This window comes from Nocardioides rubriscoriae, assembly GCF_008087085.1.
Taxonomy (GTDB): Bacteria; Actinomycetota; Actinomycetes; order Propionibacteriales; family Nocardioidaceae; genus Nocardioides; species Nocardioides rubriscoriae.
On record NZ_VIYJ01000002.1, the window covers coordinates 473,568 to 500,044 of the forward strand.

General features: G+C 71.5%; 29 protein-coding genes. 20 read left to right on the forward strand and 9 right to left on the reverse strand.

Going from position 1 to position 26,477, the window contains the following annotated elements:
- The first annotated feature begins 87 nt into the window (after positions 1–87).
- The 11 genes from FZC61_RS05605 (at position 88) to FZC61_RS05655 (ending at position 8,982) form a co-directional block, all read left to right on the forward strand.
- Entirely contained in the window at positions 88–783 is a 696-nt protein-coding gene (locus FZC61_RS05605) for a helix-turn-helix transcriptional regulator (protein WP_148613134.1), read from the forward strand.
- Complete coding sequence (gene sufB / locus FZC61_RS05610) at positions 780–2,198, forward strand: Fe-S cluster assembly protein SufB (RefSeq protein ID WP_148613135.1); 1,419 nt, start codon at positions 780–782, stop codon at positions 2,196–2,198. Before FZC61_RS05605 ends, sufB begins: the two co-directional genes overlap by 4 nt.
- 49 nt (positions 2,199–2,247) lie before the next feature.
- On the forward strand, positions 2,248–3,432 hold the full coding sequence (sufD, locus tag FZC61_RS05615) for a Fe-S cluster assembly protein SufD (protein WP_148613136.1): 1,185 nt from the start codon (positions 2,248–2,250) through the stop codon (positions 3,430–3,432).
- Positions 3,432–3,779, forward strand: coding sequence for a non-heme iron oxygenase ferredoxin subunit (locus FZC61_RS05620; protein WP_148613137.1), 348 nt, complete (start codon positions 3,432–3,434; stop codon positions 3,777–3,779). Before sufD ends, FZC61_RS05620 begins: the two co-directional genes overlap by 1 nt.
- Positions 3,776–4,534, forward strand: coding sequence for a Fe-S cluster assembly ATPase SufC (gene sufC, locus FZC61_RS05625; RefSeq protein ID WP_148613138.1), 759 nt, complete (start codon positions 3,776–3,778; stop codon positions 4,532–4,534). Before FZC61_RS05620 ends, sufC begins: the two co-directional genes overlap by 4 nt.
- 113 nt (positions 4,535–4,647) lie before the next feature.
- The gene (locus FZC61_RS05630; RefSeq protein WP_148613139.1) at positions 4,648–5,913 is read left to right on the forward strand and encodes a cysteine desulfurase; all 1,266 of its coding nucleotides are present in this window, start codon (positions 4,648–4,650) and stop codon (positions 5,911–5,913) included.
- 4 nt (positions 5,914–5,917) lie between these two features.
- Positions 5,918–6,364: a Fe-S cluster assembly sulfur transfer protein SufU gene (gene sufU, locus FZC61_RS05635; RefSeq protein ID WP_148613140.1), complete on the forward strand. Its 447-nt coding sequence runs from the start codon at positions 5,918–5,920 to the stop codon at positions 6,362–6,364.
- Positions 6,361–6,747: a metal-sulfur cluster assembly factor gene (locus FZC61_RS05640; protein ID WP_148613141.1), complete on the forward strand. Its 387-nt coding sequence runs from the start codon at positions 6,361–6,363 to the stop codon at positions 6,745–6,747. Before sufU ends, FZC61_RS05640 begins: the two co-directional genes overlap by 4 nt.
- A gap of 192 nt (positions 6,748–6,939) precedes the next feature.
- Positions 6,940–7,557 (forward strand): acVLRF1 family peptidyl-tRNA hydrolase, encoded by a 618-nt coding sequence (locus tag FZC61_RS05645; RefSeq protein WP_148613142.1) that lies wholly within the window; start codon positions 6,940–6,942, stop codon positions 7,555–7,557.
- On the forward strand, positions 7,554–8,063 hold the full coding sequence (locus FZC61_RS05650; RefSeq protein WP_148613143.1) for a metallophosphoesterase family protein: 510 nt from the start codon (positions 7,554–7,556) through the stop codon (positions 8,061–8,063). Before FZC61_RS05645 ends, FZC61_RS05650 begins: the two co-directional genes overlap by 4 nt.
- A 10-nt stretch (positions 8,064–8,073) precedes the next feature.
- The gene (locus tag FZC61_RS05655; RefSeq protein ID WP_148613144.1) at positions 8,074–8,982 is read left to right on the forward strand and encodes a phosphotransferase; all 909 of its coding nucleotides are present in this window, start codon (positions 8,074–8,076) and stop codon (positions 8,980–8,982) included.
- A gap of 15 nt (positions 8,983–8,997) precedes the next feature.
- On the opposite strand, the gene ypfJ is transcribed toward FZC61_RS05655, so the two are convergent.
- Positions 8,998–9,939, reverse strand: coding sequence for a KPN_02809 family neutral zinc metallopeptidase (gene ypfJ, locus FZC61_RS05660; protein ID WP_148613145.1), 942 nt, complete (start codon positions 9,937–9,939; stop codon positions 8,998–9,000).
- A gap of 83 nt (positions 9,940–10,022) precedes the next feature.
- Between ypfJ and FZC61_RS05665 the strand changes: the two genes are divergently transcribed.
- From FZC61_RS05665 to FZC61_RS05675, 3 genes are read left to right on the forward strand one after another with little or no spacing between them, the layout of a single operon-like run.
- Positions 10,023–11,621, forward strand: coding sequence for an ABC-F family ATP-binding cassette domain-containing protein (locus tag FZC61_RS05665; protein WP_148613146.1), 1,599 nt, complete (start codon positions 10,023–10,025; stop codon positions 11,619–11,621).
- 38 nt (positions 11,622–11,659) lie between these two features.
- Entirely contained in the window at positions 11,660–12,484 is an 825-nt protein-coding gene (locus FZC61_RS05670; RefSeq protein WP_148613147.1) for an enoyl-CoA hydratase/isomerase family protein, read from the forward strand.
- A 46-nt stretch (positions 12,485–12,530) separates the two neighbouring features.
- A complete protein-coding gene (locus FZC61_RS05675; RefSeq protein WP_148613357.1) occupies positions 12,531–14,408 on the forward strand; it encodes an ABC transporter ATP-binding protein in 1,878 nt (625 codons plus the stop codon).
- Here the strand turns inward: FZC61_RS05675 and FZC61_RS05680 are convergent.
- Together FZC61_RS05680 and FZC61_RS05685 are read right to left on the reverse strand one after the other, a co-directional pair.
- On the reverse strand, positions 14,360–14,740 hold the full coding sequence (locus tag FZC61_RS05680) for a hypothetical protein (RefSeq protein WP_148613148.1): 381 nt from the start codon (positions 14,738–14,740) through the stop codon (positions 14,360–14,362). The two genes, FZC61_RS05675 and FZC61_RS05680, sit on opposite strands and share 49 nt — an antisense overlap.
- A 189-nt stretch (positions 14,741–14,929) precedes the next feature.
- The gene (locus tag FZC61_RS05685) at positions 14,930–15,757 is read right to left on the reverse strand and encodes an SURF1 family cytochrome oxidase biogenesis protein (RefSeq protein ID WP_148613149.1); all 828 of its coding nucleotides are present in this window, start codon (positions 15,755–15,757) and stop codon (positions 14,930–14,932) included.
- 110 nt (positions 15,758–15,867) lie between these two features.
- On the opposite strand from FZC61_RS05685, the gene moaA reads away from it, so the two are divergent.
- Positions 15,868–16,872 carry a GTP 3',8-cyclase MoaA gene (moaA, locus tag FZC61_RS05690; RefSeq protein ID WP_246142546.1) on the forward strand — a complete coding sequence of 335 codons (1,005 nt, stop codon included), beginning with the start codon at positions 15,868–15,870 and terminating at the stop codon, positions 16,870–16,872.
- Between the two features lie 2 nt (positions 16,873–16,874).
- Complete coding sequence (locus FZC61_RS05695; RefSeq protein WP_148613150.1) at positions 16,875–17,087, forward strand: acetone carboxylase; 213 nt, start codon at positions 16,875–16,877, stop codon at positions 17,085–17,087.
- Between the two features lie 4 nt (positions 17,088–17,091).
- Here FZC61_RS05695 and FZC61_RS05700 read toward each other — a convergent pair whose 3' ends face one another.
- Positions 17,092–17,409, reverse strand: coding sequence for a DUF3099 domain-containing protein (locus FZC61_RS05700; RefSeq protein WP_148613151.1), 318 nt, complete (start codon positions 17,407–17,409; stop codon positions 17,092–17,094).
- A 54-nt stretch (positions 17,410–17,463) separates the two neighbouring features.
- On the opposite strand from FZC61_RS05700, the gene FZC61_RS05705 reads away from it, so the two are divergent.
- The 3 genes from FZC61_RS05705 to fabI are packed head-to-tail and all read left to right on the forward strand — an operon-like array spanning position 17,464 to position 19,245.
- Positions 17,464–17,679, forward strand: coding sequence for a dodecin (locus FZC61_RS05705; protein WP_148613152.1), 216 nt, complete (start codon positions 17,464–17,466; stop codon positions 17,677–17,679).
- Positions 17,680–17,722: 43 nt separating this feature from the next.
- The gene (locus FZC61_RS05710; RefSeq protein WP_148613153.1) at positions 17,723–18,451 is read left to right on the forward strand and encodes a beta-ketoacyl-ACP reductase; all 729 of its coding nucleotides are present in this window, start codon (positions 17,723–17,725) and stop codon (positions 18,449–18,451) included.
- Positions 18,452–18,462: 11 nt separating this feature from the next.
- Entirely contained in the window at positions 18,463–19,245 is a 783-nt protein-coding gene (gene fabI / locus FZC61_RS05715) for an enoyl-ACP reductase FabI (protein WP_148613154.1), read from the forward strand.
- Positions 19,246–19,271: 26 nt separating this feature from the next.
- On the opposite strand, the gene FZC61_RS05720 is transcribed toward fabI, so the two are convergent.
- The gene (locus tag FZC61_RS05720) at positions 19,272–19,769 is read right to left on the reverse strand and encodes a mycothiol transferase (protein ID WP_148613155.1); all 498 of its coding nucleotides are present in this window, start codon (positions 19,767–19,769) and stop codon (positions 19,272–19,274) included.
- A 60-nt stretch (positions 19,770–19,829) separates the two neighbouring features.
- On the opposite strand from FZC61_RS05720, the gene FZC61_RS05725 reads away from it, so the two are divergent.
- Positions 19,830–21,527 carry a Mur ligase family protein gene (locus FZC61_RS05725; protein ID WP_148613156.1) on the forward strand — a complete coding sequence of 566 codons (1,698 nt, stop codon included), beginning with the start codon at positions 19,830–19,832 and terminating at the stop codon, positions 21,525–21,527.
- A 10-nt stretch (positions 21,528–21,537) separates the two neighbouring features.
- On the opposite strand, the gene FZC61_RS05730 is transcribed toward FZC61_RS05725, so the two are convergent.
- Genes FZC61_RS05730 through FZC61_RS05745 form a run of 4 tightly spaced genes read right to left on the reverse strand, consistent with a single transcriptional unit; the run spans position 21,538 to position 26,392 of the window.
- Positions 21,538–22,233, reverse strand: a complete 696-nt coding sequence (locus FZC61_RS05730; protein ID WP_148613157.1) for a YwaF family protein — start codon at positions 22,231–22,233, stop codon at positions 21,538–21,540.
- A 19-nt stretch (positions 22,234–22,252) separates the two neighbouring features.
- Entirely contained in the window at positions 22,253–22,618 is a 366-nt protein-coding gene (locus FZC61_RS05735; protein WP_148613158.1) for a cupin domain-containing protein, read from the reverse strand.
- A 1-nt stretch (position 22,619) separates the two neighbouring features.
- A complete protein-coding gene (cphA, locus tag FZC61_RS05740) occupies positions 22,620–25,394 on the reverse strand; it encodes a cyanophycin synthetase (RefSeq protein WP_148613159.1) in 2,775 nt (924 codons plus the stop codon).
- Positions 25,391–26,392 carry a cyanophycinase gene (locus FZC61_RS05745; protein WP_148613160.1) on the reverse strand — a complete coding sequence of 334 codons (1,002 nt, stop codon included), beginning with the start codon at positions 26,390–26,392 and terminating at the stop codon, positions 25,391–25,393. Before FZC61_RS05745 ends, cphA begins: the two co-directional genes overlap by 4 nt.
- Positions 26,393–26,477 lie beyond the last annotated feature (85 nt).

The window sequence follows — 26,477 nt, forward strand, 5'->3', positions numbered from 1 at the left end:
GCATCCAACCGCATGCCGGATCGCCGCGGGGGCGACTTAGGCAGACCTTGCTTGAAGTGCCGTCGGCAATATAGGCACACTGGCGTTGTGGAATTCACCGGGACCGACGAGACGACGCGTGAGCGCGTCGCGCGGTCGATCCTGGTCAACGGTGCCTCCACGGCCGCCGCGCTCGCCGTGCGGCTCGACCTGACGCCCGCCGCCGTCCGCCGTCACCTCGACCAGCTGGTCGACGAGGGCCACGTCGTGGCCCGCGACGCCCGGCCGTCCGGCACTCGCGGTCGCGGCCGTCCGGCCAAGGAGTTCGCGCTGACCGTCACCGGTCGCGACCTCTTCGACCAGCAGTACGACGACCTGGCCGTCGCCGCCCTGCGGTTCCTCGACGAGACCGGTGGCGACGAGGCCGTCCGGGCGTTCGCCAAGCGCCGCGCCGCGTTCGTCGAGGAGCGCTTCGGCGAGGTCTCGGCGGCCGCCCCCGACCTGGGGCCGGCCCAGGTGCTGGCGCAGGTGTTCTCCGACCAGGGCTACGCCGCCTCGGTCCGCGACTCGCCGGTGGGCGAGCAGCTGTGCCAGCAGCACTGCCCGGTCTCCCACGTCGCCCACGAGTTCCCCCAGCTGTGCGAGGAGGAGACCGCGGCGATCAGCCGCGTGCTCGGCCGCCACGTCCAACGTCTTGCCACCATCGCCCACGGCGACGGTGTCTGCACCACGTGCATCCCCGACCTGCCGGTCTCGACAGGCTCGACCACCGAATCGACGACGAAGGAGAAGGTCACCACATGACCTCCATCGAGGACCTCAACCCCGAGCTCAAGGGCATCGGTCGCTACGAGTTCGGCTGGGCCGACACCGACGTGGCCGGCGCGACCGCCCAGCGCGGTCTCAGCGAGGACGTGGTGCGCAACATCTCCGCGCTCAAGAACGAGCCGCAGTGGATGCTCGACCAGCGCCTCAAGGGCCTCAAGCTCTTCCACCGCAAGCCCATGCCCACCTGGGGCTCCGACCTCGGTGGCATCGACTTCGACAACATCAAGTACTTCGTCCGCTCCTCCGAGAAGCAGGCGGCCACGTGGGAGGACCTCCCCGAGGAGATCAAGAACACCTACGACAAGCTCGGCATCCCCGAGGCCGAGAAGCAGCGCCTGGTCTCCGGCGTCGCGGCCCAGTACGAGTCCGAGGTCGTCTACCACTCGATCCGCGAGGACCTCGAGCAGCAGGGCGTGCTCTTCCTCGACACCGACACCGCCCTGCGCGAGCAGCCCGAGCTGTTCCAGCAGTACTTCGGCACCGTCATCCCCGTCGGTGACAACAAGTTCTCGGCCCTCAACACCTCGGTGTGGTCGGGCGGCTCGTTCATCTACGTGCCCAAGGGCGTCCACGTCGACATCCCGCTGCAGGCCTACTTCCGCATCAACACCGAGAACATGGGCCAGTTCGAGCGCACGCTGATCATCGTCGACGAGGACGCCTACGTGCACTACGTCGAGGGCTGCACCGCGCCGATCTACTCGTCGGACTCGCTGCACTCCGCGGTCGTCGAGATCATCGTCAAGAAGGGCGGCCGCTGCCGCTACACGACCATCCAGAACTGGTCCAACAACGTCTACAACCTCGTCACCAAGCGCGCGACGTGCGAGGCCGGCGCGACCATGGAGTGGGTCGACGGCAACATCGGCTCCAAGGTGACGATGAAGTACCCCGCGATCTACCTCATGGGCGAGCACGCCAAGGGCGAGACCCTGTCGATCGCCTTCGCGGGCGAGGGCCAGCACCAGGACGCCGGCGCCAAGATGGTCCACGCCGCGCCGCACACGTCGTCCTCGATCCTGTCCAAGTCGGTGGCCCGCGGCGGTGGCCGCACCTCCTACCGCGGCCTGATCCAGGTCAACGAGGGGGCTCACGGCTCCAAGTCCAACGTGCTGTGCGACGCGCTGCTGGTCGACCAGATCAGCCGCTCCGACACCTACCCCTACGTCGACATCCGCGAGGACGACGTCTCGATGGGTCACGAGGCCAGCGTCTCCAAGGTCTCCGACGACCAGCTCTTCTACCTGATGTCGCGCGGCATGGAGCAGGACGAGGCCATGGCGATGATCGTGCGCGGCTTCGTCGAGCCGATCGCCAAGGAGCTCCCCATGGAGTACGCCCTCGAGCTCAACCGCCTGATCGAGCTGCAGATGGAGGGTGCGGTCGGCTGACGCCGCCCCACCCGCACCCGCACAGCACCGACCGTAGAGAGACCCACACGTGACCCTGACCGACTCTGCCCGCGAGAACCTCGAGGCGGGCCTCGAGGTGAAGCACCAGATCACCTCCCACCTCAACCCGCCGCCGTCCTACGACCTCGCCGACCACCCGGCACCCACCGGCCGCGAGGAGATCTGGCGCTTCACCCCGCTCAAGCGGCTGCGCGGGCTCCTCGACGGCGAGGCCTCCGACGCCTCGCTGACGTGGGACACCACGCTTCCCGACGGGGTGACGCTGAGCGACATCTCGGTCGACGAGGCCCGTGAGCTCGGCGAGCTGGCCCCGGGCGACCGGCCCTCGGCCCTCGCGGTCGCGCTGGCCGGGGGAGCCACGCTGCTCGACGTGCCCGCCGACACCGAGCTCGACGAGCCGGTCGTGCTGCGTCTGCACGGTGAGAACGTCGACGACCTCGTCTACGGCCACCTCGTGCTGCGCGTGGGCCGCTTCTCGCGAGCCACGATCGTGCTGGTCCACACCGGCAGCGCGCGCTACGCCGCCACCACCTCGGTGCTCGTCGGCGACGGGGCCCAGGTCAACGTCGTGTCGCTGCAGGACTGGGACGACGACGCCGTCCACCTGGGTCGCGACGCGGTCCTCGTCGGCCGCGACGCGAGCGTGCGGCACACCTCGGTCTCCTTCGGCGGCGACGTCGTGCGCATGCACGCCAACGTCGAGTACGCCGCCCCCGGCGGCGAGGCCGAGCTGCTCGGCCTCTACTTCGCCGACGCCGGCCAGCACCTCGAGCACCGGCTCTTCGCCGACCACAACCAGCCGCGCACCAAGAGCAAGGTCCTCTACAAGGGTGCGCTGCAGGGCCAGGGCGCCCACACCGTCTGGATCGGCAACGTCTTGATTCGCAAGGTCGCCGAGGGCATCGAGACCTACGAGGAGAACCGCAACCTCGTGCTCACCGACGGCTGCCAGGCCGACTCGGTGCCCAACCTCGAGATCGAGACCGGCGAGATCGAGGGAGCCGGCCACGCGTCGGCCACCGCCCGCTTCGACGACGAGCAGCTGTTCTACCTGCGCTCGCGCGGCGTCTCCGACAAGGAGGCGCGCCGGCTGGTGCTCCACGGCTTCTTCCAGGACCTCATCCGCAAGGTCGGGGTCCCCGAGATCGAGGAGCGCCTCACCGCGACCGTGGAGGCCGAGCTGGCCAAGAACGTCCTGAGGGAGCTCGACTGATGACGTTCCTGCTGGCCTGCGCGACGTCCGACGTGCCGACCGACGAGGCCCTCGGCGTCACGATCGGCGACGTCGACGTGGCCATCGCGCGGCACGCCACCGACCAGGGCGACGAGTTCTTCGCCCTGCAGGACCTCTGCAGCCACGCCGCTGTCTCCCTGAGCGAGGGCGAGGTGGACGCCTGCACCGTCGAGTGCTGGTTGCACGGCTCGCGCTTCGACCTCCGCACGGGCAAGCCGACCGGCCTGCCCGCCACTGAACCCGTCGCGACCTTCCCTGTCGAGGTCCGCGACGACGGTGTCTACGTCGACACCGCCACCACCCTGAACGGAGTTGTTCCCACATGAGCACGCTGGAGATCAAGGACCTGCACGTCTCGGTCAAGACCGACGACGGCCCCAAGGAGATCCTCAAGGGCGTGACGCTGACCATCAAGGACGGTGAGACGCACGCGATCATGGGGCCCAACGGCTCCGGCAAGTCGACCCTGGCCTACTCGATCGCCGGTCACCCCAAGTACGACATCACCGGCGGCACCGTTACCCTCGACGGCGCCGACGTGCTCGCCATGACCGTCGACGAGCGGGCGCGTGCCGGGCTGTTCCTGGCCATGCAGTACCCCGTGGAGGTGCCCGGCGTCTCGGTGTCCAACTTCCTGCGCACCGCCAAGACCGCCCTCGACGGCGAGGCCCCCAAGCTGCGCACCTGGGTCAAGGACGTCAACGCCGCCCTCGAGAAGCTCAACCTCGACCCGACCTTCGGGCAGCGCTCGGTCAACGAGGGCTTCTCCGGCGGTGAGAAGAAGCGCCACGAGATCGCCCAGCTCGAGCTGCTCGACCCCCAGGTCGCGATCCTCGACGAGACCGACTCCGGTCTCGACATCGACGCGCTCAAGATCGTCTCCGAGGGCGTCAACCGCTTCCGCGCGCAAGAGGGCAAGGGTGTCCTGCTGATCACCCACTACACCCGCATCCTGCGCTACATCGAGCCCGACCACGTCCACGTGTTCGTCGACGGCAGGATCGCCGACCAGGGTGGCCCCGAGCTCGCCGAGGCCCTAGAGGCCGAGGGCTACGACAAGTACCTCTCGGCGGTGCGATAAGCGGCACTGGGCGGCGTTGTCGTCGCTCGACGGCCCGCTTCGCTCCAAGGCCGCCTTCGCTCCTCCGCCTTGCCCAGCACCACTTCTCGCAACGCCGACCAGGGATGTGAAACATGAAGGGTCTGCTTCCTGAGCTGGAGGTCATCCGCAAGGACTTCCCCATCCTCGAGCGCACCGTCTCGGGCGGGTTGCCGCTGATCTACCTCGACAGCGCCAACACCTCGCAGAAGCCGCAGGTCGTCATCGACGCGATGGTCGACCACCTCGAGCACCACAACGCCAACATCGCGCGCGCCATGCACACCCTCGGGGCCGAGTCGACCGAGGCGTTCGAGGCGGCGCGCGACAAGGTGGCGGCCTTTCTCGGCGCTCCGAGCCGCGACGAGGTGATCTTCACCAAGAACGCCTCGGAGGCGCTCAACCTGATCGCCGGCACGCTGGCCTGGAAGGGTCCGCGCCAGGTCGGCGAGGGCGACGAGGTGGTCATCACCGAGATGGAGCACCACTCCAACATCGTGCCCTGGCAGCTGCTCACCGAGCGGACCGGCGCGACGCTGCGGTGGTTCGGTCTCACCGACGACGGTCAGCTCGACCTGGCCGACATCGACACGCTGGTGACCGAGCGCACCAAGGTCGTCGCGTTCACGTGGGTCTCCAACATGCTCGGCACGATCAACCCCGTCGCCGAGCTGACGCGCCGCGCCCACGAGGTGGGCGCGATCGTGGTCGTCGACGCCTCGCAGGCCGCGCCGCAGCTGCCGATCGACCTGGCGGCGATGGCGCCCGAGGAGCGTCCCGACGTCGTGGTCTTCACCGGTCACAAGGTGGTCGGGCCCACCGGCATCGGCGTGCTGTGGGGCCGGGCCGGGCTGCTCGGTGAGCTGCCCCCGTTCCTCGGTGGGGGCGAGATGATCGAGACCGTGCGCATGGAGCGTTCGACGTACGCCCCGATCCCGCACAAGTTCGAGGCCGGCACCCCGCCGATCACCGAGGCGATCGGCCTCGGTGCCGCTGTCGACTACCTCGGCCACCTGGGCCTGGCCGCGGTGCGCGACCACGAGCACGCGATCACCGCCTACGCCCTCGACGGCCTGGCCACGATCCCCGGCCTGCGGGTGCTGGGCCCGCTCGACCCGACCCGGCGCGGGGGAGCGATCTCCTTCGAGATCGACGGGGTGCACCCCCACGACGTCGCGCAGGTGCTGGACTCGCGCGGCATCGCCGTGCGCGCCGGCCACCACTGCGCCAGGCCGGCCCACGCGCGCTTCGGCGTGCAGAGCTCGACGCGCATGTCGTCGTACCTCTACACCACCCCCAGCGAGATCGACGCCCTCGTGGAGGCGCTGGAATACACCCGCTCCTACTTCAAGTTGGATTGATGTCATGAGCGAACTCGATGCGCTGTACCAGGAGATCATCCTGGACCACTACAAGAACCCCCACCACGCAGGCCTGCGCGACCCCTTCGAGGCCGAGGTGCACCACGTCAACCCGACCTGCGGCGACGAGGTGACGCTGCGCGTCCACGTCGCCGACGGCCTGGTCTCCGACGTGTCCTACGACGCCGTCGGCTGCTCGATCTCGCAGGCGTCGGCCTCGGTGATGGCCGACCTCGTCATCGGCAAGCCGGTCGACGAGGCCATGGCGATCCACGAGTCGTTCCTCACCCTGATGCAGGGCAAGGGCCAGGTCGAGCCCGACGAGGACGTCCTCGAGGACGGCATCGCGTTCGCCGGCGTCGCCAAGTTCCCGGCGCGCGTCAAGTGCGCACTACTGTCGTGGATGGCCTGGAAAGACGCCACCGCCCAATCCCTGGAGACCCAGTCATGACTGCAGCCGCACCCGACCACAGCGACCTGCCCGACGTCCCCGAGGCCGTCACCGGCTCCGGCGGTGGCACCACCACCGTGAGCAAGGACGACGTCTACGAGGCCATGAAGGACGTCGTCGACCCCGAGCTGGGCATCAACGTCGTCGACCTCGGCCTCGTCTACGACCTGCACCTCGACGACTCGACCAACCTGGTCATCGACATGACCCTCACGTCCGCGGCCTGCCCGCTGACCGACGTCATCCAGGACCAGACCAACGCCGCCCTCGAGGGTCTGGTCAACGACGTAGCGATCAACTGGGTATGGATGCCACCCTGGGGCCCCGACAAGATCACCGACGACGGCCGCGAGCAGCTGCGCGCCCTCGGCTTCAACGTCTGAGGCGTAGCGGCGCGAGGAACGAGCGCCGCCACCGACCCGAAGAGGTCGAGGGAGCGCTGCGCCTGAGGTCGCGCAGGCGCAAGGCGCGGCTCGAGACCCCCGCAGGCACAGGTCGACCTCAGCAGGTCGGCTGCCGTGGTCTCGACTCGGGCTCGCCCGGCTCGACCAGCGTGGATTGAATAGATTCGCACCGTGCCCCTCGTCCTCGTCCCGACCGCCCGCTGGGCGCGCTGGGTCGACAACTTCGAGCGCAGCCACGGCGCGACGTCGTACGCCGTGGTCGACGGTGCGTTGGCCGGAGCCGCCCAGGACGGGTCGACCGTCACTGTCCGGCTGCCCTTCGCCGCGTCGTACGACGGTCCGGCCACGCCCGACGCGCTGGGCGCGGCGGTGGCGGTGCCCGACGACTGGGGCGTGCTGCTGGTGCGCAAGGGCGGCTTCGCGGTGGCGCGGATGCGTGGCGCGACGATGGGGGAGTCCAAGACCGGGCAGCGCCACGTCCAGGGCCGCACCAAGGCCGGTGGGCAGTCGCAGCAGCGCTTCGCGCGGCGCCGCGACAACCAGGCGCGCCAGGCCTACGAGGCCGCGGCCGACCACGCGGCCCGGATCCTCGGCAGCCTCGCCGGCAGGCACGCTCCGGTCGTGACCGGCGGCGACCACGGCGCGGTCGACGAGGTGCTGGAGGACCTGCGGCTGCGTGGCTTCGTCGTCGTCGCCCCGTGGTTGGCGGTCCCCGACCCACGGCGCGGGGTGCTCGAGCAGGCGGTGGCCGACGCGACCGCGCTGCAGGTCGAGGTGGTCAACGCGTGACCCGGGTCCTCCTCCTCGCCGACACCCACCTACCGAAGCGGGCCCGCGACCTGCCGGCGGCGGTCTGGGACCGCGTCGACGAGGCCGACGTCGTCGTCCACGCCGGCGACTGGGTCGACCTGGCCACGCTCGACCGTCTCGAGGCCCGGGCGCGGCGGCTCGTCGGGGTGTTCGGCAACAACGACGGCCCCGACCTGCGGGCCCGGCTGCCCGAGGTCGCGACCGCCGAGCTGGGCGGCGTCCGGTTCGCTGTCGTGCACGAGACCGGCGGCACGCAAGGTCGCGAGGCGCGCTGCGAGGCGGCCTACCCCGACGTCGACGTGCTGGTCTTCGGCCACAGTCACATCCCCTGGGACACCACCACGCCGCGCGGGTTGCGGCTGCTCAACCCCGGCTCACCGACCGACCGCCGGCGCCAGCCCCACTGCACCTACGTGACACTCACGGCGCGCCACGGCGCGCTCGAGGACGTCGTTGTCCACCGTCTGGCCCCTCGGTTCCAGTAGCGTCCCAGGCATGTGGGAGCCCGACCCGGGGTGGCACGCCCTGCCCCGTGGCGCCGGTGCGTCCACGGTGGGCCTGTGGCGCACGGCCTACGGCGAGCAGCCGGTCGTCATCAAGCGGCTCGGCGCTCCCGCGCACGACGACCCGGCCGAGATGTCGGACCGCAGCCACTTCGCCTACTGGCGGCGTGAGGCCGACGTGCTCGACACCGGCATCGCCCTGGCGACCCGCGGCCTGCGCGCCGTGGTCGCCGCGGTCGACGAGGACGACACCGGCATCACGATCACCCGCGAGTGGGTCGAGGACGCCGCACTGAGCGGGCTGTTCGTCGCGGTCGCCCTCGGGCGCTTCGCCGGCAGCGACCTGGCCCGCCCCCGCTTCCTGACCGTCGGGCAGTTGCGGCAGCGGCTGGCGCGTACCGACCACCGTGCCGGCGGCTGGCCCACGCTGGCGCGCACGACCGCGGCCGACGTCGCCGACCACCTGTGGAAGCGCCGCGGCGAGTTCCTCTCGGTGCTCGACTCCCTCCCGCAGGTGCCGCAGCACGGTGATCCCTCGCACGACAACATCCCCGGGCGCGTGGGCGACGACGCCGTGGCCATCGACTGGGCCACGCTCGGGGTCGGTCCGGTCGGCGGCGACCTCGGCTACTTCTCGCTGACCGCCCGCGAGGAGTTCGAGCCGCTGCTCGACGCCTACCTGATGGGCCTGCCCGACGAGGTGGCCGCGCCCGACGACGTCCTGCTGGGCGCGCGCATCACGGCCGTCTACACGGCGTTCGGTCGCGCCGAGTGGGCGCTCGCGCGGGTCGCGGGCGGCGAGGGCGCTCTCGCCGGCAAGTACCGGCACCCGTCCGTGGCGCCCTACTTGCGCGCACTGCAGCGGCAGTCGCCCCACGTGGAGGCGCTGCTCGGCTGGTGAGGCGGGTGGGCCCGGTCAGACCCGCGGGACCGAGAAGGTGTCGCAGGCGTCGATCGAGCCCTGGCTGAAGCCGATGCCGAACCACTTCTGCCGGTTGGCCGCCGAGCCGTGGGTCCAGGTCTCGGGGTCGACCTGCCCGGTGGTCTTCTTCTGGATCCGGTCGTCGCCGACCGACGCCGCCGCCTCGAGCGCCAGGTCGATGTCGTCCTGGGTCAGCTCGGCGAACAGCACGTTGCCGTCGGCGTCCTGGGTCTGCGTGGCGGCCTTGGCCCACATGCCGGCGAAGCAGTCGGCCTGCAGCTCCAGGCGTACGCCGGTGCTCTGCGGGCCGGTGTCACCGGTGACCTGGCCCATGGTGCCGAGCAGGTTGGAGATGTGGTGGCCGTACTCGTGGGCCAGCACGTAGGGCTCGACGAAGCCGCCGTCGGGGCCGCCGAGCTGCCTCTCCAGCACGTCGTCGAAGAAGCCGGTGTCGAGGTAGATGGTCTGGTCCGACGGGCAGTAGAACGGCCCGACCGCCGAGTCGGCGCCGCCGCAGCCGGTGGACACGCTCCCGGTGAAGGTGACGACCTTCTCCTCGGGCCGGAAGTCGCTGCCGAGCTCGTCGCCCCAGAAGTCGCGCAGGGAGTTCTCGACCGCGACCCGGGCGCAGTCGCTGCTGCGGTTGGCGTCGGCCCCGGTCTTGCAGGAGGTGTAGCGGCCGGTGTCGTTGAACCGGCTCGCGTCGAGACCGGTGCCCCCGCCGCCCAGCCCGCCGCCGGCGTTGCTGCCGGAGAAGAGCTGGATGGCGATGAACACGACCACCACGATCACCCCGACCACGCCACCGCCGCCGGCCATCCCACCGGGGATCGGGAGCCGACCACCGCCGCCGCGCCCGAGCCCACCGCCGCCGGAGCCACGGCCGGCGTCGCCGACCCGGCTGGTGTCGAGACGGGCCTTGGGGTTGAAGCGCATGGCGGCAATCTAGGCCATGTGGGCGCCGGCACCCTCGCCGCGATGGGGGGAGACAGGCGCTGCCTCCCTAGAATCGGACCACCATGATCAGCGCACACCAGCTCGAGGTCCGGGCCGGTGCCCGGCTCCTGATGCAGGACGTCACGTTCCGCGTCGCCGCCGGCGACAAGGTGGGCCTCGTCGGGCGCAACGGCGCCGGCAAGACCACGCTCACCAAGATCCTCGCGGGCGAGGCCCAGCCCGCCGGCGGCTCGGTCACGCGCACCGGCGAGGTGGGCTACCTGCCCCAGGACCCCCGCACCGGCGACCCCGAGGTCCTCGCGCGCGACCGCATCTTGTCGGCCCGCGGCCTCGACGACGTCGTACGACGCATGCGCGAGGCCGAGGAGATGATGGGCTCCGACGACCCGAAGCTGCGCGAGAAGGGCATGAAGCGCTACACCCGGGCCACCGACGAGATGCAGGCCGGCGGGGGATACGCCGCCGAGTCCGAGGCCGCGACGATCGCTGCGTCCCTCGGCATCGCCGACCGGATCCTCGGCCAGCCGCTCAAGACCCTGTCGGGTGGTCAGCGGCGCCGCGTCGAGCTGGCCCGCATCCTGTTCTCCGACGCCGAGGTGCTGATCCTCGACGAACCCACCAACCACCTCGACGCCGACTCGATCGTGTGGCTGCGCGACTTCCTCAAGAGCCACAGCGGCGGGTTCATCGTGATCAGCCACGACAACGCGCTGCTCGAGCAGACCGTCAACAAGGTCTTCCACCTCGACGCCAACCGCGGGGTCATCGACCTCTACAACATGGGCTGGCGCCACTACCTCACCCAGCGCGAGACCGACGAGAAGCGCCGCAAGCGCGAGCGGATGAACGCCGAGAACAAGGCCAAGACCCTCACCGACCAGGCCAACCGGATGCGCGCCAAGGCCTCCAAGGCCCAGGCCGCGCAGTCGATGCTCAAGCGCGCCGAGAAGATCATGTCGGGCCTCGAGGGCGAGCGCGCCGCCGACAAGGTCGCCAAGATCAAGTTCCCGGCCCCGGCGCCGTGCGGCAAGACGCCGCTCACCGCCACCGAGCTGTCGAAGTCCTACGGCTCGCTGGAGGTCTTCACCGACGTCGACCTCGCCATCGACCGCGGCTCGCGCGTGGTCATCCTCGGCCTCAACGGGGCCGGCAAGACGACGCTGCTGCGGATCCTGGGCGGGGTCGACCAGTCCGACACCGGTGCGGTCATCCCCGGCCACGGGCTCAAGCTCGGCTACTACGCCCAGGAGCACGAGACGCTCGACACCTCGCGCACCGTGCTCGAGAACATGCAGTCCGCCGCGCCCCAGCTCACCGACACCGAGGCGCGCTCCGTGCTCGGCTCGTTCCTGTTCTCCGGCGACGACGCCTCCAAGCCGGCCTCCGTGCTCTCCGGCGGCGAGAAGACCCGCCTGGCCCTCGCGTCGCTGGTGGTCTCGAGCGCCAACGTGCTGCTGCTCGACGAGCCCACCAACAACCTCGACCCGGCCTCGCGCGAGGAGGTGCTCGCCGCCATCCGCACCTACGAGGGCGCCATCATCCTGGTCACCCACGACGAGGGCGCCGTCCGCGCGCTCGAGCCCGACCGGGTGCTCCTGCTGCCCGACGGCGACGAGGACCTGTGGACCGAGGACTACGCCGACCTGGTCTCGCTGGCCTGAGCCCGCAGGCGGTCGGTGCTCGTCCCTAGACTCGCGGCATGACCAGCACCGTCACCAGCACCGTCACCAGCACCCTCACTCCCGAGCAGCTCGCTGCCGCCCGCCTGCGCTACGAGGTCGAGGGCGCCGTCGCCACCATCACCCTCGACAAGCCCGAGGCGCGCAACGCCCAGACGCCGACGATGTGGCGCACCCTGGCCGCGATCGGCGCCCAGCTGCCCGACGAGGTGCGCGTGGTGGTGCTGCGCGGTGCCGGCGCGACGTTCTCGGCCGGTCTCGACCGCACGCTCCTCACCCCGGGCGGCGGCGACGGCCAGGAGAGCGTCGCCGACCTGCTCGCCCAGTCCGACGACGACATCTCCGCGACCATCGACGCCTATCAGCAGGGCTTCACCTGGCTGCGCGACCCGCGCTTCGTCTCCATCGCGGTGGTCCACGGCTACGCGATCGGGGCAGGCTTCCAGCTCGCGCTGTCGTGCGACCTGGTGCTCGCCGCCGACGACGCCTACTTCTGCATGAAGGAGGCGGCGCTGGGTCTGGTCCCCGACCTCACGGGAACAAAACCGCTGGTCGACGCGGTTGGCTACCCGAGGGCGCTGGAGATCTGCGCCACCGCCCGCAACGTGGGCGCAGACGAGGCGGTGCGCATCGGCTTCGCGCTCGACGCCGTACCCGCCGACCAGCTCGACACCCGCCTCGCCGACCTCGTCACCGCCCTCACCGCACCGATGGTCGGTGCGGTCCGCGAGACCAAGGCACTCGTGCTCGGTGCCGCCCACCACGACCTCGACACCCAACGCCGCCTCGAGCGCGAGGCGCAGTCCCGCCGCTTCCGCGAGCTCGCCGCGCTGATGGCCACCTGACCCCAGCGAGCACCCCAGCCTCACAGGAGGTGGACCCGTGTCCCTCATGTCCCCCAACGCCGCCGCGTGGCGGTCGCTGCGCTCCGACCGCAGCGTCGTCGACCAGCGCGTCTCGCGCGAGACCGTACGCCGCGTCCTCGCCTTCGCGCGGCCGCACCGGCGGTTGATCGCGATCTTCCTGGCGATCACCGTGGTCGACTCCTCGATGGTCATCGTGACCCCGCTGCTCGTGCAGCGCATCGTCGACGACGGCATCATCGCGGGCGACACCGGCCTGGTGACCCTCCTGGCCCTCGCGATGGCCGCGGCCGCCGTGCTCAGCGCCGTCCTGGCCGTCTTCGGCGGGTGGTTCTCGTCGCGGATCGGCGAGGGACTGATCTTCGACCTGCGCACCAAGGTGTTCGGCCACGTCCAGCGCCAGTCGCTGGCGTTCTTCACGCGCACCCAGACCGGTGCCCTCGTCTCGCGTCTCAACAACGACGTCATCGGCGCCCAGCGGGCCTTCACCTCGACCCTGTCGAGCACGGTCTCCAACTCGATCGCCGTCGTCGTCGTCGGCATCGCGATGCTCGCCCTGAGCTGGCAGGTCACCCTGCTGTGCCTGGTGATGTTCCCGATCCTCTTCTTCGTCTCCCGCTGGGTCGGCTCCCGCCTGGCCGGGCTGACCCGCGAGCAGATGAACGGCAACGCCGACCTCGGCAACGTGATGACCGAGCGCTTCAACGTCGGCGGCGCCATGCTGCTCAAGCTCTTCGGTCGTCGGGGCGACGAGGACGAGCTGTTCGCCGCCAAGGCCGCCCGGGTCCGCGACCTCGGCATCCGGATCTCGCTGATCACCCGCGTCTTCGGCGCCTCGATGATGCTCGTGCCCGCCCTCGCGACCGCACTGGTCTACGGCGTCGGCGGCCACCTGGCCGTTGACGGCACCCTCACCGTCGGGACCCTCCTGGCCCTGGCGACCCTGCTGCTGCGCCTGCTGGGCCCGCTCCAGGGCCTGTCCAACGTCCGCATCGACGTCATGACCGCCCTGGTGAGCTTCGAGCGGGTCTTCGAGGTCCTCGACCTCCCCTCGCTGATCACCCAGAAGCACGACGCGATCGTGCTGCCGCGCGACGCCGGCCGCCTCGAGTTCGAGCACGTCTCCTTCAGCTACCCCGGAGCCGACGAGGTCTCCCTCGGGTCGCTCGAGAACCTCGCCCGCACCGAGTCGCGCGAGCGGCCGCAGGTCCTCACCGACGTCGGTTTCGTCGCCGAGCCCGGCGAGATGATCGCCCTGGTCGGACCGTCCGGCGCCGGCAAGAGCACCGTCACCCACCTCGTCGCGCGCCTCTACGACGTCGGGGGCGGTGCCGTGCGGGTCGGGGGCCACGACGTGCGCGACGTGACGCTGGAGTCCCTCGAGGACGTCGTCGGCTACGTCACCCAGGACGCCCACATGTTCCACGACACCATCGGGGCCAACCTGCGCTACGCCCGCCCCGACGCGACCGACGAGCAGATCTGGGAGGCCCTCGAGGCCGCCCAGATCGCCCAGCTCGTGCGCTCGCTGGCCGACGGCCTCGACACGGTCGTCGGCGACCGCGGCTACCGGCTCTCCGGTGGCGAGCGCCAGCGGCTCGCCATTGCGCGCCTGCTGCTCAAGTCGCCCGCGATCGTCGTCCTCGACGAGGCCACCGCCCACCTCGACTCCGAGTCCGAGGCCGCCGTGCAGCGCGCCCTCGACGCCGCGCTCGAGGGGCGCACGTCCCTGGTCATCGCCCACCGGCTCTCCACGGTGCGCAACGCCGACCAGATCCTCGTCCTCGAGGGCGGCCGGATCGTCGAGTTCGGCACCCACGCCGAGCTCCTAGAGCGCGAGGGCCTCTACGCCGACCTCTACCGCACGCAGTTCTTCACCGACGACGTGGTCGTCCCGGTCGACTGAACGTGTGGCCTGCCGGGCGGTGAGCAGGCCACCTTTCCGGCGATCGGAAACGCTGGGTCCGGTGGCTCACGCACCGCCTGAGGGGCGTGCGGGCTGCCGGGCGCGAGAGGGTGCTCGTGGAGCTCCCATGCGAGGTACTTGTTGTAGGGGCGCACACGTCCCTCCATGACGAACACGGTGTCGAGCAGCCAGGCGACCGCCTCGGCGGAGTCGAGCCGGCGCTCCAGGGGTCGACCGTCACGGTCGGAGTTCAAAGCGCGATAGGCGAAGTTCACGAAGCCGTCGAGCCGGTCACCGCTGGTCAGGATCGAGCGGGCCTCGCGGGGGTCCACCGTGGCCTGGGCGGCCAGCGCAGCCTGCAGCCGGCCTGCAGTGTGGTCGCGCAGGACCTGCGCCCACGCGAAGGACCAGCGAGACCACCAGGCCTCGGTGCCGAAGGCGCCGACGTCCTCGAGGTCGTCGAGCGTCGTGACGATCTCGTCGATGGCCTCGATGTCGATCCTCGACCTCGACGTACGACGTCAGCGTCGCTGGTACTGCGCCGGGACGTTGGTCTGCTTGACCTTGGCGACCTTGTCGGTCCTCTTGCGGTCCTGCTCGCGCTCGCCGCGCGGGCCGCGCTTGCGCTCGTCGTAGGCGAGGTAGCCGAAGCCGAAGACGGCCAGCACGCCGAAGAACCACCACTGCAGCCCGTAGAAGAAGTGCGGTCCGTTGTCGAGCTCGGGCAGCTCGCGGTCGGCCAGGTCGGGGACCGGCTGGCCGTTCTCGGTGACGGCGTCGACGAACCCGTCGTAGACGGGCCTGCCGATCGCCGCGCCGATGGCGTCGGAGGAGACGGCCCGTGTCGACAGGGCCCCGCTGGTGTCGATCTCGGTGCTGTCGCCGGTGCCGTTGACGCGCGCCCACCCGACCACGGTGACCACGCCGGTCGGCGGCGGCGGCACGTCGCCGATGTCGGGGGAGCGGGCGTCGGTCTGCAGGAAGCCCCGGTCGACGATGAGCGACGCGCCGGAGTCGGTGACCAGGGGGACGACGACGTCGACGCCGGGTGCGCCCTCGTCGTTGCTGCGGTAGCGCACGATCACGGTGTGGTCGACGTCGTAGGTGCCGGTGGCCTCGACCCGACGCCACTCGTCGGACATGGCGAGGCCACGGTCGGTCGACAGCACCGCGTCGACCGGGGCGGGCGGACGGGCCTCGTTGGTGCGGATGACCTCGTTGCGGCCCTGGCGGTCGTGGAGCCGACCGAACTGCCACTCGCCCAGCCACCACGCCAGACCGGCCAGCAGCACCACCACGACCGCGAACGACACCCAGCGCCGGCTGAGCAGGAAGCGGTAGGAACCCACGCCCCGAGGTTATCGGGTGGGCCTCGGGCCGTGGGCGGGTGAGGGCCCAGGAGGGTGGGCCCTCCCCAGGGAGGGGCCGAGGCCCAGGGGCCGGTCCGTACACTCAGACTGTGACGGGACCCATACTGCCTCTGGCTGACGGCTACGGACGCGTGGCCACCGACCTGCGCGTCTCGCTGACCGACAAGTGCAACCTGCGGTGCACCTACTGCATGCCCGCCGAGGGGCTCGACTGGATGCCCACCAGCCAGCAGCTCACCGACGACGAGGTCGTGCGGCTGATCGGCGTGGCCGTCGAGCGGCTGGGGGTCCGTGAGGTGCGGTTCACCGGCGGTGAGCCCCTCGTACGCCGTGGGCTCGTCGACATCGTCGCGCGCACCAAGCGCATCGACCCCACGGTCGAGACGTCGTTGACCACCAACGGCCTGGGGCTGGCCCGCACCGCCGCGGCCCTGGCCGAGGCCGGGCTCGACCGGGTCAACGTGAGCCTCGACTCGGTGCGCGCCGAGACCTTCCTGCAGCTGACCCGACGTGACCGTCTCGACGACGTGATCGCCGGGCTCGAGGGCGCGGCGGCCGCCGGGCTCGGCCCGGTCAAGGTCAACGCGGTGCTGATGCGGGGCATCAACGACGACCAGGCGGCCGAGCTGCTCGGGTGGTGCCTCGAGCGCGGCTACGACCTGCGCTTCATCGAGCAGATGCCGCTCGACGCCCAGCACGGCTGGTCGCGCGACGGCATGATCGTGGCCGACGAGATCCTGGCCTCCCTCGAGGCGGCCTTCGACCTGACGCCCGCGACCGAGCCGCGGGGCAGCGCACCCGCCGAGCTGTTCCTCGTCGACGGCGGTCCGGCCACCGTCGGTGTGATCGCCTCGGTGACGCGGCCGTTCTGCGGCGACTGCGACCGCGTCCGGCTCACGGCCGACGGGCAGGTTCGCACCTGCCTGTTCTCCCGCGAGGAGTCCGACCTGCGCGGCGCGATGCGCGCCGGCGCGAGCGACGCCGACCTGGCCGAGCGGTGGCTGGTGGCCATGCGCGGCAAGCTCGCCGGCCACGGCATCGACGACCCGTCGTTCCTGCAGCCGTCGCGGCCGATGTCGGCCATCGGCGGCTAGAGGTGCAGCCCGACGTCTGCTCGGCCAAGGGCTGCCAGGCCCCCGCGACCTGGCAGCTGCTGTGGAACAACCCCAAGCTGCACACGCCCGAGCGGCGCAAGGTGTGGCTGGCCTGCGACGAGCACCGCGTGTCGCTGGGCGACTTCCTCACGGCGCGTCAGTTCCTCAAGGACGTCGTGCCGCACGAGAGCGGCGTACCGACCGCGGAGGTGTGAGACCTCAGAGCTCGCGGCGCCGGCCCGACTCGATCTCGCGGTGGCTGAAGTCGGCCTCGCGCAGCTGGAAGCCGTCGGAGAGGTTGGCGGCCGCGTTGGCCATCACGACCGCGATGTAGGGCAGCACCAGCGCGCCAGCGATGAGGATCGGCCACAGCCAGCCGATGCCGGCCATCGAGGCGATGATCGCGCCGACGAAGCACAGGGTGCGCAGGCTCATCGAGAGCAGGTAGCGCTTCTGGCGAGCCCGGATGTCGTCGGCACGGTTGCCGGCTGCTGTGGTGATGCGGACGACGTCGTCGACTGCTTCCTTGCGGGCCATGCATTCAGCCTACGTCGCGCGCGCCGCTGGGACGGACACCCCTATGGTGACCTCATGACGAACCGCACCTACCGCCTCACCGAGATCGTCGGGACCTCGCCCGAGAGCATCGAGCAGGCCATCAGCAACGGCATCGAGCGCGCCAGCAAGACCCTGCGTCACCTCGACTGGTTCGAGGTCACCCAGGTGCGCGGCCAGATCCAGGACGGTGGGGTCCAGCACTACCAGGTCGGCCTGAAGATCGGCTTCCGCCTCGAGGACGACGAGTAGGTCGGTTTTCGCCTACCCCCGGGTAATCACTAGCGTCGCCGGGGTGACGCAAACCCCCGAGGCACCCACCGGCCGCGTCGTGCTGGTCACCGGCGGCAACCGCGGCATCGGTCGTGCGATCGCCGAGGCGTTCGTAGCCCAGGGTGACCGCGTGGCGGTGACGACCCGGGGTGGCGGCGCTCCCGAGGGCACGCTCGACGTGCGGTGCGACGTCACCGACCCGGCCGCGGTCGACGCGGCCTTCGCGACCGTCGAGGCCGAGCTGGGCCCGGTCGAGGTGCTCGTGGCCAACGCCGGCGTCACCGCCGACACCCTGGTGCTGCGCATGTCGGAGGACGACTGGTCGCGGGTCATCGACACCAACCTGACCGGCTCGTTCCGCCTCGCCAAGCGCGCGGCGAAGGGCATGCTGCGCCTGCGGCGCGGCCGGATCATCTTCATCTCCTCGGTCGTCGGCCTGCTCGGCTCGCCCGGGCAGGTCAACTACGCGGCCTCGAAGGCCGGCCTGGTCGGCATGGCCCGGTCGCTGGCCCGCGAGCTGGGCTCGCGCGCTATCACCGCCAACGTCGTGGCCCCCGGGTTCGTCGACACCGACATGACCGACGTCCTCACCGACGACCAGAAGACCGCCATCAAGGCGCAGGTCCCGCTGGGCCGGTACGCCGACCCGACCGAGGTCGCGGCGGCGGTCACCTGGCTGGCCGGCGACGGCGCGGCGTACGTCACCGGAGCCGTGATCCCCGTCGACGGCGGACTCGGCATGGGCCACTAGGAAGGACGGACATGAGCGGCATCCTCGACGGCAAGACGATCCTCGTGGCGGGCGTGACGATGGACAAGTCCATCGGTTTCGCGACCGCCAAGGTCGCCCAGGAGCAGGGCGCGACCGTGCTGATCTCCAACTTCGGCCGCGCGCTCGGCATCACCCGCCGCATCGCCGGGCGGCTGCCGCACCCGGCCCCGGTGCTCGAGCTCGACGTCACCGACGACGACCACCTCGCGGGCCTGGCCGACCAGGTGCGCGAGCACCTCGGCGTCGACGCCCACCTCGACGGCGTCGTCCACTCGATCGCCTACGGCAACCCCGAGACGCTGCTGGGCGGCAAGTTCCTCACCGGGCCCTGGCCCGACGTGGCGCAGGCCGTGCAGGTCTCGGCGTACTCCCTGAAGTCGCTCGCCATGGCGGCGCGCCCGCTGATGGGCCACGGCGGCTCGGTGGTCGGCCTGACCTTCGACGCCACCACCGCCTGGCCGGTCTACGACTGGATGGGCGTGGCCAAGGCCGCGCTCGAGTCGACCTCGCGCTACCTCGCCCGGGACCTCGGCCCCGACGGCATCCGGGTCAACCTCGTCTCCGCCGGTCCGCTCAAGACCCTGGCCGCCAAGGCCATTCCCGGCTTCGAGGAGCTCGACGCGCTGTGGGAGACCAGGGCCCCGCTCGGTTGGGACAACGCCGACCACGAGCCCACCGCCAAGGCGGTGTGCGCCCTGCTGTCCGACTTCTTCCCCGCCACGACCGGCGAGATCGTGCACGTCGACGGCGGCTTCCACGCCATGGGTGCCTGAGACCCCCACCACGACCGCGCCGACGGTCACAGCACGAGGTGCTGGCGCCCGTCGATCAGCTCGCGCACGGCGTCGAGGTGCCCAGCATGGATGGCGGTCTCCACGATCAGGTGCAGCAGCACGGACCGCAGGTCGGGGAACGCCAGGCCGGCCTCGGCCCACCACGCCTCCGGGGCCGCCGGCTGGTCGTCGAGCGAGCGCTCGGCGATGATCGCGTCGGCTGCGGCGATCGCGGTCCGGTAGGCGTCGAGGACCGCGTCGCTCGACTCCTCGGGCGCCACGACCCAGTCGGCGCGGTCGCCGTCGGGCCAGAAGTCGAGCGGTCGCCCGGCGACCACGACCTCGAGCCAGTAGCGCTCGTCGGACAACGTCAGGTGACGCACCAGTCCCAGGCAGGACCACCCCGAGGGCAGGACCGGTCGGCGCAGCTGCTCGTCGTCGAGGCCCTCGAGCTGGGCGAGCACGTGACGGCGCTGCGAGGCGAGGCGGGACAGCAGCAGGGTGCGCTCGTCGGAGGGGGCCACGCCCTCCACCACACACGACCGGGCCGCGTGTGTACAGCCGACACTCGGTAACGTGCGCGGGTGCCGTCCTCCCTCCTCGAGCTCCGGGTCCTCGAAGGGCCCAACCTCTACTTCCCACGGGCCGCCATCAAGCTCACGCTCGACGTCAGCGGCCTCAGCGTCGCCTCGGAGGAGACCGCACGCCGGTTCGCCACGCGCATCGGGCTCAAGAACCCCCGCCCCGGCGCCCCCGACACCGGCTTCCGGCAGCGCTTCGCGCTGCGGGCGGTCGGACGGCTGGTCCGCGCGGTCGCCCAGGAGTCCGGCACGTCGCGCCTGGGCGTGCGTGTGCGCTCGACCAGCGACCCGCACCAGGTGGTGGTCGCCTTCCCGTGGCGCAACCGCACCCGCGCCCAGGAGATGGGACGCGCGGTCGGCGACGTCCTCGACGCGGTGCCCGGCGCCGACATCGAGGCCGCGGTCAGCGCCGCGGCGCAGCGGGTCGCCGCGGCGGAGGGCGGCCCGGCGCCGACCACGATCCTGCCGCGCGTACCGGTGGTGGCCGTGACCGGCACCAACGGCAAGACCACGACCTCGCGCATGGTCGCCCACATCGCACGCACCCACGGGCTCCACGTCGGCTGGTCCAACACCGACGGCGTCTACGTCGACGGCGTCATGGTCGAGTCCGGCGACTACTCCGGCCCCAGCGGCGCCGGTCGCGTGCTGTCGTTCCCCGAGGTCGAGCTCGCCGTCACCGAGACGGCCCGCGGCGGCATCCTGCTCAAGGGCATCGGCCTGGTGCGCAACGACGTCTCCGTGGTCACCAACGTGACCGCCGACCACCTCGGGCTGCAGGGCATCGACACCGTCGACCAGCTCGCCGAGGTCAAGGCCGTCGTGCCGCGGATCACCCGCCGCTCGGGGTGGGCGGTGCTCAACGCCGACGACCCGCGGGTCTACGCCATGCGCTCGATGATCAAGGCCCGGCCGTGGGTGTTCTCCCGCGACGTCGACTCACCGGGCGTGCGCGACACCCTCACCGACGGCGGCCGCGCCACCGTGGTGATCGACGGCTGGGTGTCGGTGCTGCTGCCCGACGCCGACCCCGACCCGCTCGTGGAGCTGCTCGACGTCCCGATGACGCTGGCCGGATTGTCGCGGTTCAACGTCGAGAACACCCTCGCGGCGGCCTCGGCCGCCCTCGCGGTCGGCATCCCGCGCGACGTCGTGGTGGAGGGGCTGCGGACCTTCCGGCCCGACGCCGAGCACAACCCGGGCCGGATGAACTTCTTCACGATGCCCCGGGACGTCTCGGTCGTCATGGACCTCGCCCACAACGAGGCCGGGCTCGAGGCCATGGTCGAGATCATGAACGGCGTCCGCGCCCCCGGCCGGCGCATCCTGCTGGGGCTGGGGGTGGTCGGCGACCGCACCGACGAGCTGATCGAGAAGCTCGGCGAGATCGCCGCGCGCGACAGCGACGTGGTCGCGATCGGCCACAAGGAGCACTACCTGCGCGGGCGCACCACCGACGAGCTCGAGGTGCTGATGCGCGCCGGGGCCGAGCGGGTCGGGGTGACCGGGGTGCCGGCGTACCCCACGGAGGTCGCCGTGCTCGCCGCCCTGGTGGGTCAGGCGCTGCCCGGCGACGTCGTCGGGCTCATGTGCCACGCCGAGCGCCAGGAGTGCTACGACTGGATCGCCGAGCACGGGGGCGCGCCCGACACCAGCGACGACCTGGCGCTGAAGGTCCGAAGGGCCGCCGCGACGCCCTGAACACCCGTGACTAGGCCGGGCTCCGGTCGCGGTCCCGGTGCCGCACACCGCTGCGGACCCAGGGCCAGGTCATCAGCGCCCACACGCCGGCCACGATGGCGATCTCGGCCACGACGTACCACGGCCAGGGGCCGAGCAGGTCGAGGAGCGACCCGCCGCTGGGCTTGCGCTGCAGGTAGCCGTAGTTGGTGCCGGCGACCTCGTTGAAGGTGTAGGCCGCCACCGCCCAGACCAGCGTCACGACCATGGTGAAGCGGTAGTCGTTCCAGGTCAGGGTGATCCGGTGCCCCCAGACCAGGAACACCGCGGCCCACACGACGAGCAGGTGGATGAACCAGAAGGCCAGGAACCGCACGTCGGGGAAGTTCTCGCCCAGCGACGGGGTGACGACGGCCTGGCTGCTCAGCACCAGCCCCCAGAAGTAGGTGAGCGCGACGGCGTAGCGGTGGTGGGTCCACAGTGCGACCGCGGCCGCGATCCAGGCCAGGTCGCTGAGGTGGAACGGCAGCGACACGTCGACGTCGAAGCGCACCAGCACGTCGTAGGCCTGCGTCGGCACGTGCACCACCGGGATGGCGATCGCCGCCGCCCGGCTGAGGCGTCGGGAGCCCGAGAGCCGCTCGTGGCGCCCCAGCAGCCAGGCGCCCGGCAGCCCGACGACGCACAGCGCCAGCATGAGCTGGTGGGCGACGCCGAACTGGTCCATCGCCTCAGGATGGCACCTTTCAGACGTCGCCTGGGTCGACGTGGTGGCCGGGGGCCCCGAGGTCGACGTCACCCTCGACCACGAGCGCCAGCAGGCCTGACGTCGTGCGGGTCTGGTGGAGCTCGTTGGGTTCCCAGACGGCGGCCTGGCCCGGGCCGATGACGACGGGGTCGCCGTTGCTCCCGGAGACCTCGGCGTCGCCGTCGAGCACGACCAGCAGCTGCCGGCCGGCGGCGGGGTGCCGCCCGACGGCACCACCGGGTCGCAGCGCCAGGGTCACCAGGTGGGCCTCGGCGGTGATCCCGATGGCCCCGATGCTGACCCCGAGGCTCCCGTGGGCCTCGACGGGTCGTCGGGGGGCCGCGGACAGCTCGAGGATGCGCACCTCAGGCCTCGGGGGGCGTGGGGACGAAGTCGGGGTCGGCGGCCGGGGCGTCGGCGCTCGCGCCGGAGCCGGCCTGGGCGACCGAGGACCAGTTCTCGAGCTCGCCCATCACCTGGGCGTGCTTGTCGACGCAGATGACGAGCAGGTCGCCGCGGTTGGCGCGGGCCATGGCGTGGCGCACCGCCTCGATCTCGTCGAGCACCTCCTCGACCTGCTTGCAGCGCGAGCCCGCGGCCATGGCGGTGCGGACGCCCTCGGCGACCAGCCCGGCGACCTCGCCGCGCTGCCGTCCGCGCAGGCTCTCGTCCTCGCGCACGACCACGACGTCGAAGTGCTGGGCGGCGATCTCGCCGAGCTCACGCATGTCCTGGTCGCGGCGGTCGCCGGCGGTCGCGATCACGCCGATGCGCGAGGGGCGCGCGAGGTCGTGGGACGACGCCATCGAGTCGCCGGTGCGGTCGACGAAGTCGCCGAGCATCTTCATGCCGGGCGCGTTGTGGCAGTAGTCGACGATCACGTTGACGCCGTTGACCTCGACCTCGTTGAGGCGTCCGGGGGACAGGTAGTAGCTGGTGGAGAAGGTGCGCAGACCCTGGCGGATGTCGTGCAGGGGCGCGCCGGCGGCGAAGGCGGCCGCGGCGGCGGCCAGCGTGTTCTGCACGTTCATCCGAGCCCGGCCGTTGAAGGTCGCCGGCAGCAGGTGGGTCCAGGCCAGCTGCATCTCGCGCGGGCCGTGCTTGACCACGATCATCTCGCCGCGCTCGCTGGGGTTGAGCACCAGCGCCTTGCCGCCACGACGGCAGTGGGCGTCGATCATGTCGCGGGTCTCGGTGCCGGGCTCCTCCATCGAGAACCACACGACCTGGCCCGAGCACCGACGGCGCATGTCGCGCACCAACGGGTCGTCGGCGTTGAGCACGGCGTGCCCGTCGCGCGGCACGGCCTCGACCAGGACCGCCTTGACGTCGGCGAGCTGCTCGACGGTGTCGATGCCGCGCAGGCCGAGGTGGTCGGGCTGCACGTTGAGGACGACGGCGACGTCGTTGCGCTCGTAGCCCAGGCCCTCGCGCAGGATGCCGCCGCGGGCGACCTCGAAGACCGCGAAGTCGACGCGGGGGTTCTGCAGCACCATCCGCGCCGAGCGCGGGCCGGAGGCGTCGGAGCGGATCAGCAGGCGCTCGTCGATGACGACGCCGTCGGTCGAGGTCATGCCGACCTTGCGGCCCATGCCCTTGAAGATGTGGCTGATCATCCGCGACGTCGTGGTCTTGCCGTTGGTGCCGGTGACGGCGACGATCGGGATCCGGCTGGTCGCGCCCGGCGGGAACAGCATGTCGACGACCGGCTTGGCGATGAACTGCGGCTCGCCGATCGTCGGGTGGGTGTGCATCCGGAAGCCGGGGGCGGCGTTGACCTCGCAGATCGCGCCGCCGGTCTCGCGCACCGGCTCGGTGATGTCGGGGCAGATGAAGTCGATGCCCGCGATGTCGAGCCCGACCATGCGGGCCGCCTCCTCGGCGATCTCGACGTTCTCGGGGTGGGCCTCGAACGTGCGGTCGATCGAGATGCCGCCGGTCGACATGTTGCCGGTCAGGGCGAGCTTGACGTGGGCGCCCTCGGGCGGCACGTCGGTCATCTCGTAGCCCTGCTCGCGCACCAGCTGGACGGCGGCCTCGTCGACCTTGATCCGGGTGAGGACCTTCTCGTGCCCGACCCCACGACGCGGGTCGGCGTTGGCGGTGTCGACCAGCTGCTCGACGGTGGCGGTGCCGTCACCGGTCACCGACGCGGGCACGCGTTCAGCGATCGCGGCGACCCGGCCGTCGATGATCAGGCAGCGGTAGTCCTTGCCCACGATCTGCGACTCGACCAGCACGACGCCGCGCCGGGACTCGGCCTGGGCGACCTCGAACGCAGCGCGTACGTCGGCCTCGTTCTCGTTGTCGAGGATGACGCCGCGGCCGTGGTTGCCGTCGAGGGGCTTGAGCACCACCGGGTAGCCGATCCGCTCCGCGGCGCGGACCGCCTGGTCGGCGGTGCGCATGACCTCCTGCTTGGGCACCGGCAGGCCGGCCGCACCGAGCAACGAGGTGGTCCGGTCCTTGTCGGAGGCGATGTCGACCGCGATCGCGCTGGTGGCCGAGGTCATCGTGGCGCGGATCCGCTTGGCGTGGACGCCCTGGCCGAGCTGGACCAGCGAGTACTGGTTGAGCCGGATCCAGGGGATGTCGCGGGAAACGGCCTCGTCGAGGATCGCCTGGGTCGAGGGGCCGAACGCGGTGCGCTGCGCGCGCTTGATGAACTCCTCCAGCGAGGCGTCCCAGTCGAACTCGGGGTCGGCCTCGACCAGGTGGTTGACCAGGCGCACGGCCAGGCGGGCCGCGGCGAGCCCGACCTGCTCGTCGGCGTACCCGAAGATGACGTTGTAGAGGCCCTTGTGGCCCTTGACGCCACGGGTCTTGCCGCGCCGGATGTCGTGGCCGACGACCTGCTGCAGGGCCAGGGCGGCGTGCTCGGCGACGTGGCCGAGCCAGGTGCCCTCGTTGAGCCGCTCGACGAAGCCGCCGCGCTTGCCGCGCGAGCAGGAGTGCTCGCGCAGGCCGGGCAGCATGGAGAGGAGGTGGTCGGTGAACCCGGGGAGGGTGTTGGTGGGGTGGTCCTCGAGGGAGCCGAGGTCGACGACGAGGTGGATGGCCTTGTCGTAGGACCAGATGTTGGCCCCGCGGTAGACGCGGGTCTCGACGATCGTCAGGTCGGGGGTGGGACGCTCGCTCATGTGCTTGCTCCGTCCTTCTTCTTGCCGCGGCTGCGCGCCAGGCGGCGCTTGAGGGTGGTCGGGTCGGCGTCCGCGGCGGCGATGTCGCGGGCGAGCTGACGCAGGTCCTGGCCGGCCTCGGCCAGGTCGGCCGCCTCGGTCGCGTCGACCGTGGCCGTGTGGGGGACCAGGGTGCGCGTCGTGAGGTCGAAGGCCGCACCGTCGGGCAGCACGTGGAGCACCACCCCGCTGGCGAGGATCGCCGTGGACCGCTTGGCCTCGAAGGCGTTGGTGGTGATGCGCGAGGGGTCCATGATCGTGACCGCACCGCGCCCCAGGACCCGCAGGACCTCGTGGTCGGCGTCCCCGGGCCCGGCGCCGGCGCCGGCGACGGTGTCGACGATGGCCGCGGTGTCCTCGTCGACGCCGATCCCGAGCAGCTGGGGCGACTGGGCCACGATCATCAGCAGCCGTCCGTAGCGGTTGCGCTGGTCGAAGTGCTGGTCGATCACCGACGACCGGAGCAGTCCCAGACCCGCCGCGACCTGCGTCATCCGCTGCTTGGGCGTCGAACCCGGGCCGCCGAAGGCCACCATGTGGCTCGACTGGATGCTCGCACCCGCCGAGGTGCCGGCGACCACGACGCCACGCTCGCGGGCCGCGAGGATCTCGTCGCCGAGGGGGGTGCCGCACACGATGGCCGACAGCTTGAGCTGGTTGCCCCCGGTCATGAAGATGCCGGTGACGTCGCCGAGCCGGGCGACCAGCCCGGGGTCGTGGGCGTCCTCGCGCGACTCCGGACGGACGGCCACGACGTCGGCGGCGCCCTCACGACGGAAGAGGGCGTCGTAGACCTCGACGACCTCGGGGCCGAGCGAGGAGGCCGTCGGCACGACCGCGATGCGAGCCTGCGGTCCGCCGCACGCGGCGACGAACTCCTTGAGGATGGTCCGGCGCCGCAGCTTGTCCTCGGCACCCCCGATGATCATGAGAGGGCCGGGCCGCGGGGCAGGGAGCATGCCGACAACCCTAGGGCGTGCCCGCCGGCCACCCGCGGACGCCGCCGCCGAGCGCCGGTCCGCCGTCTCTCCTAGGCTGTGGGCC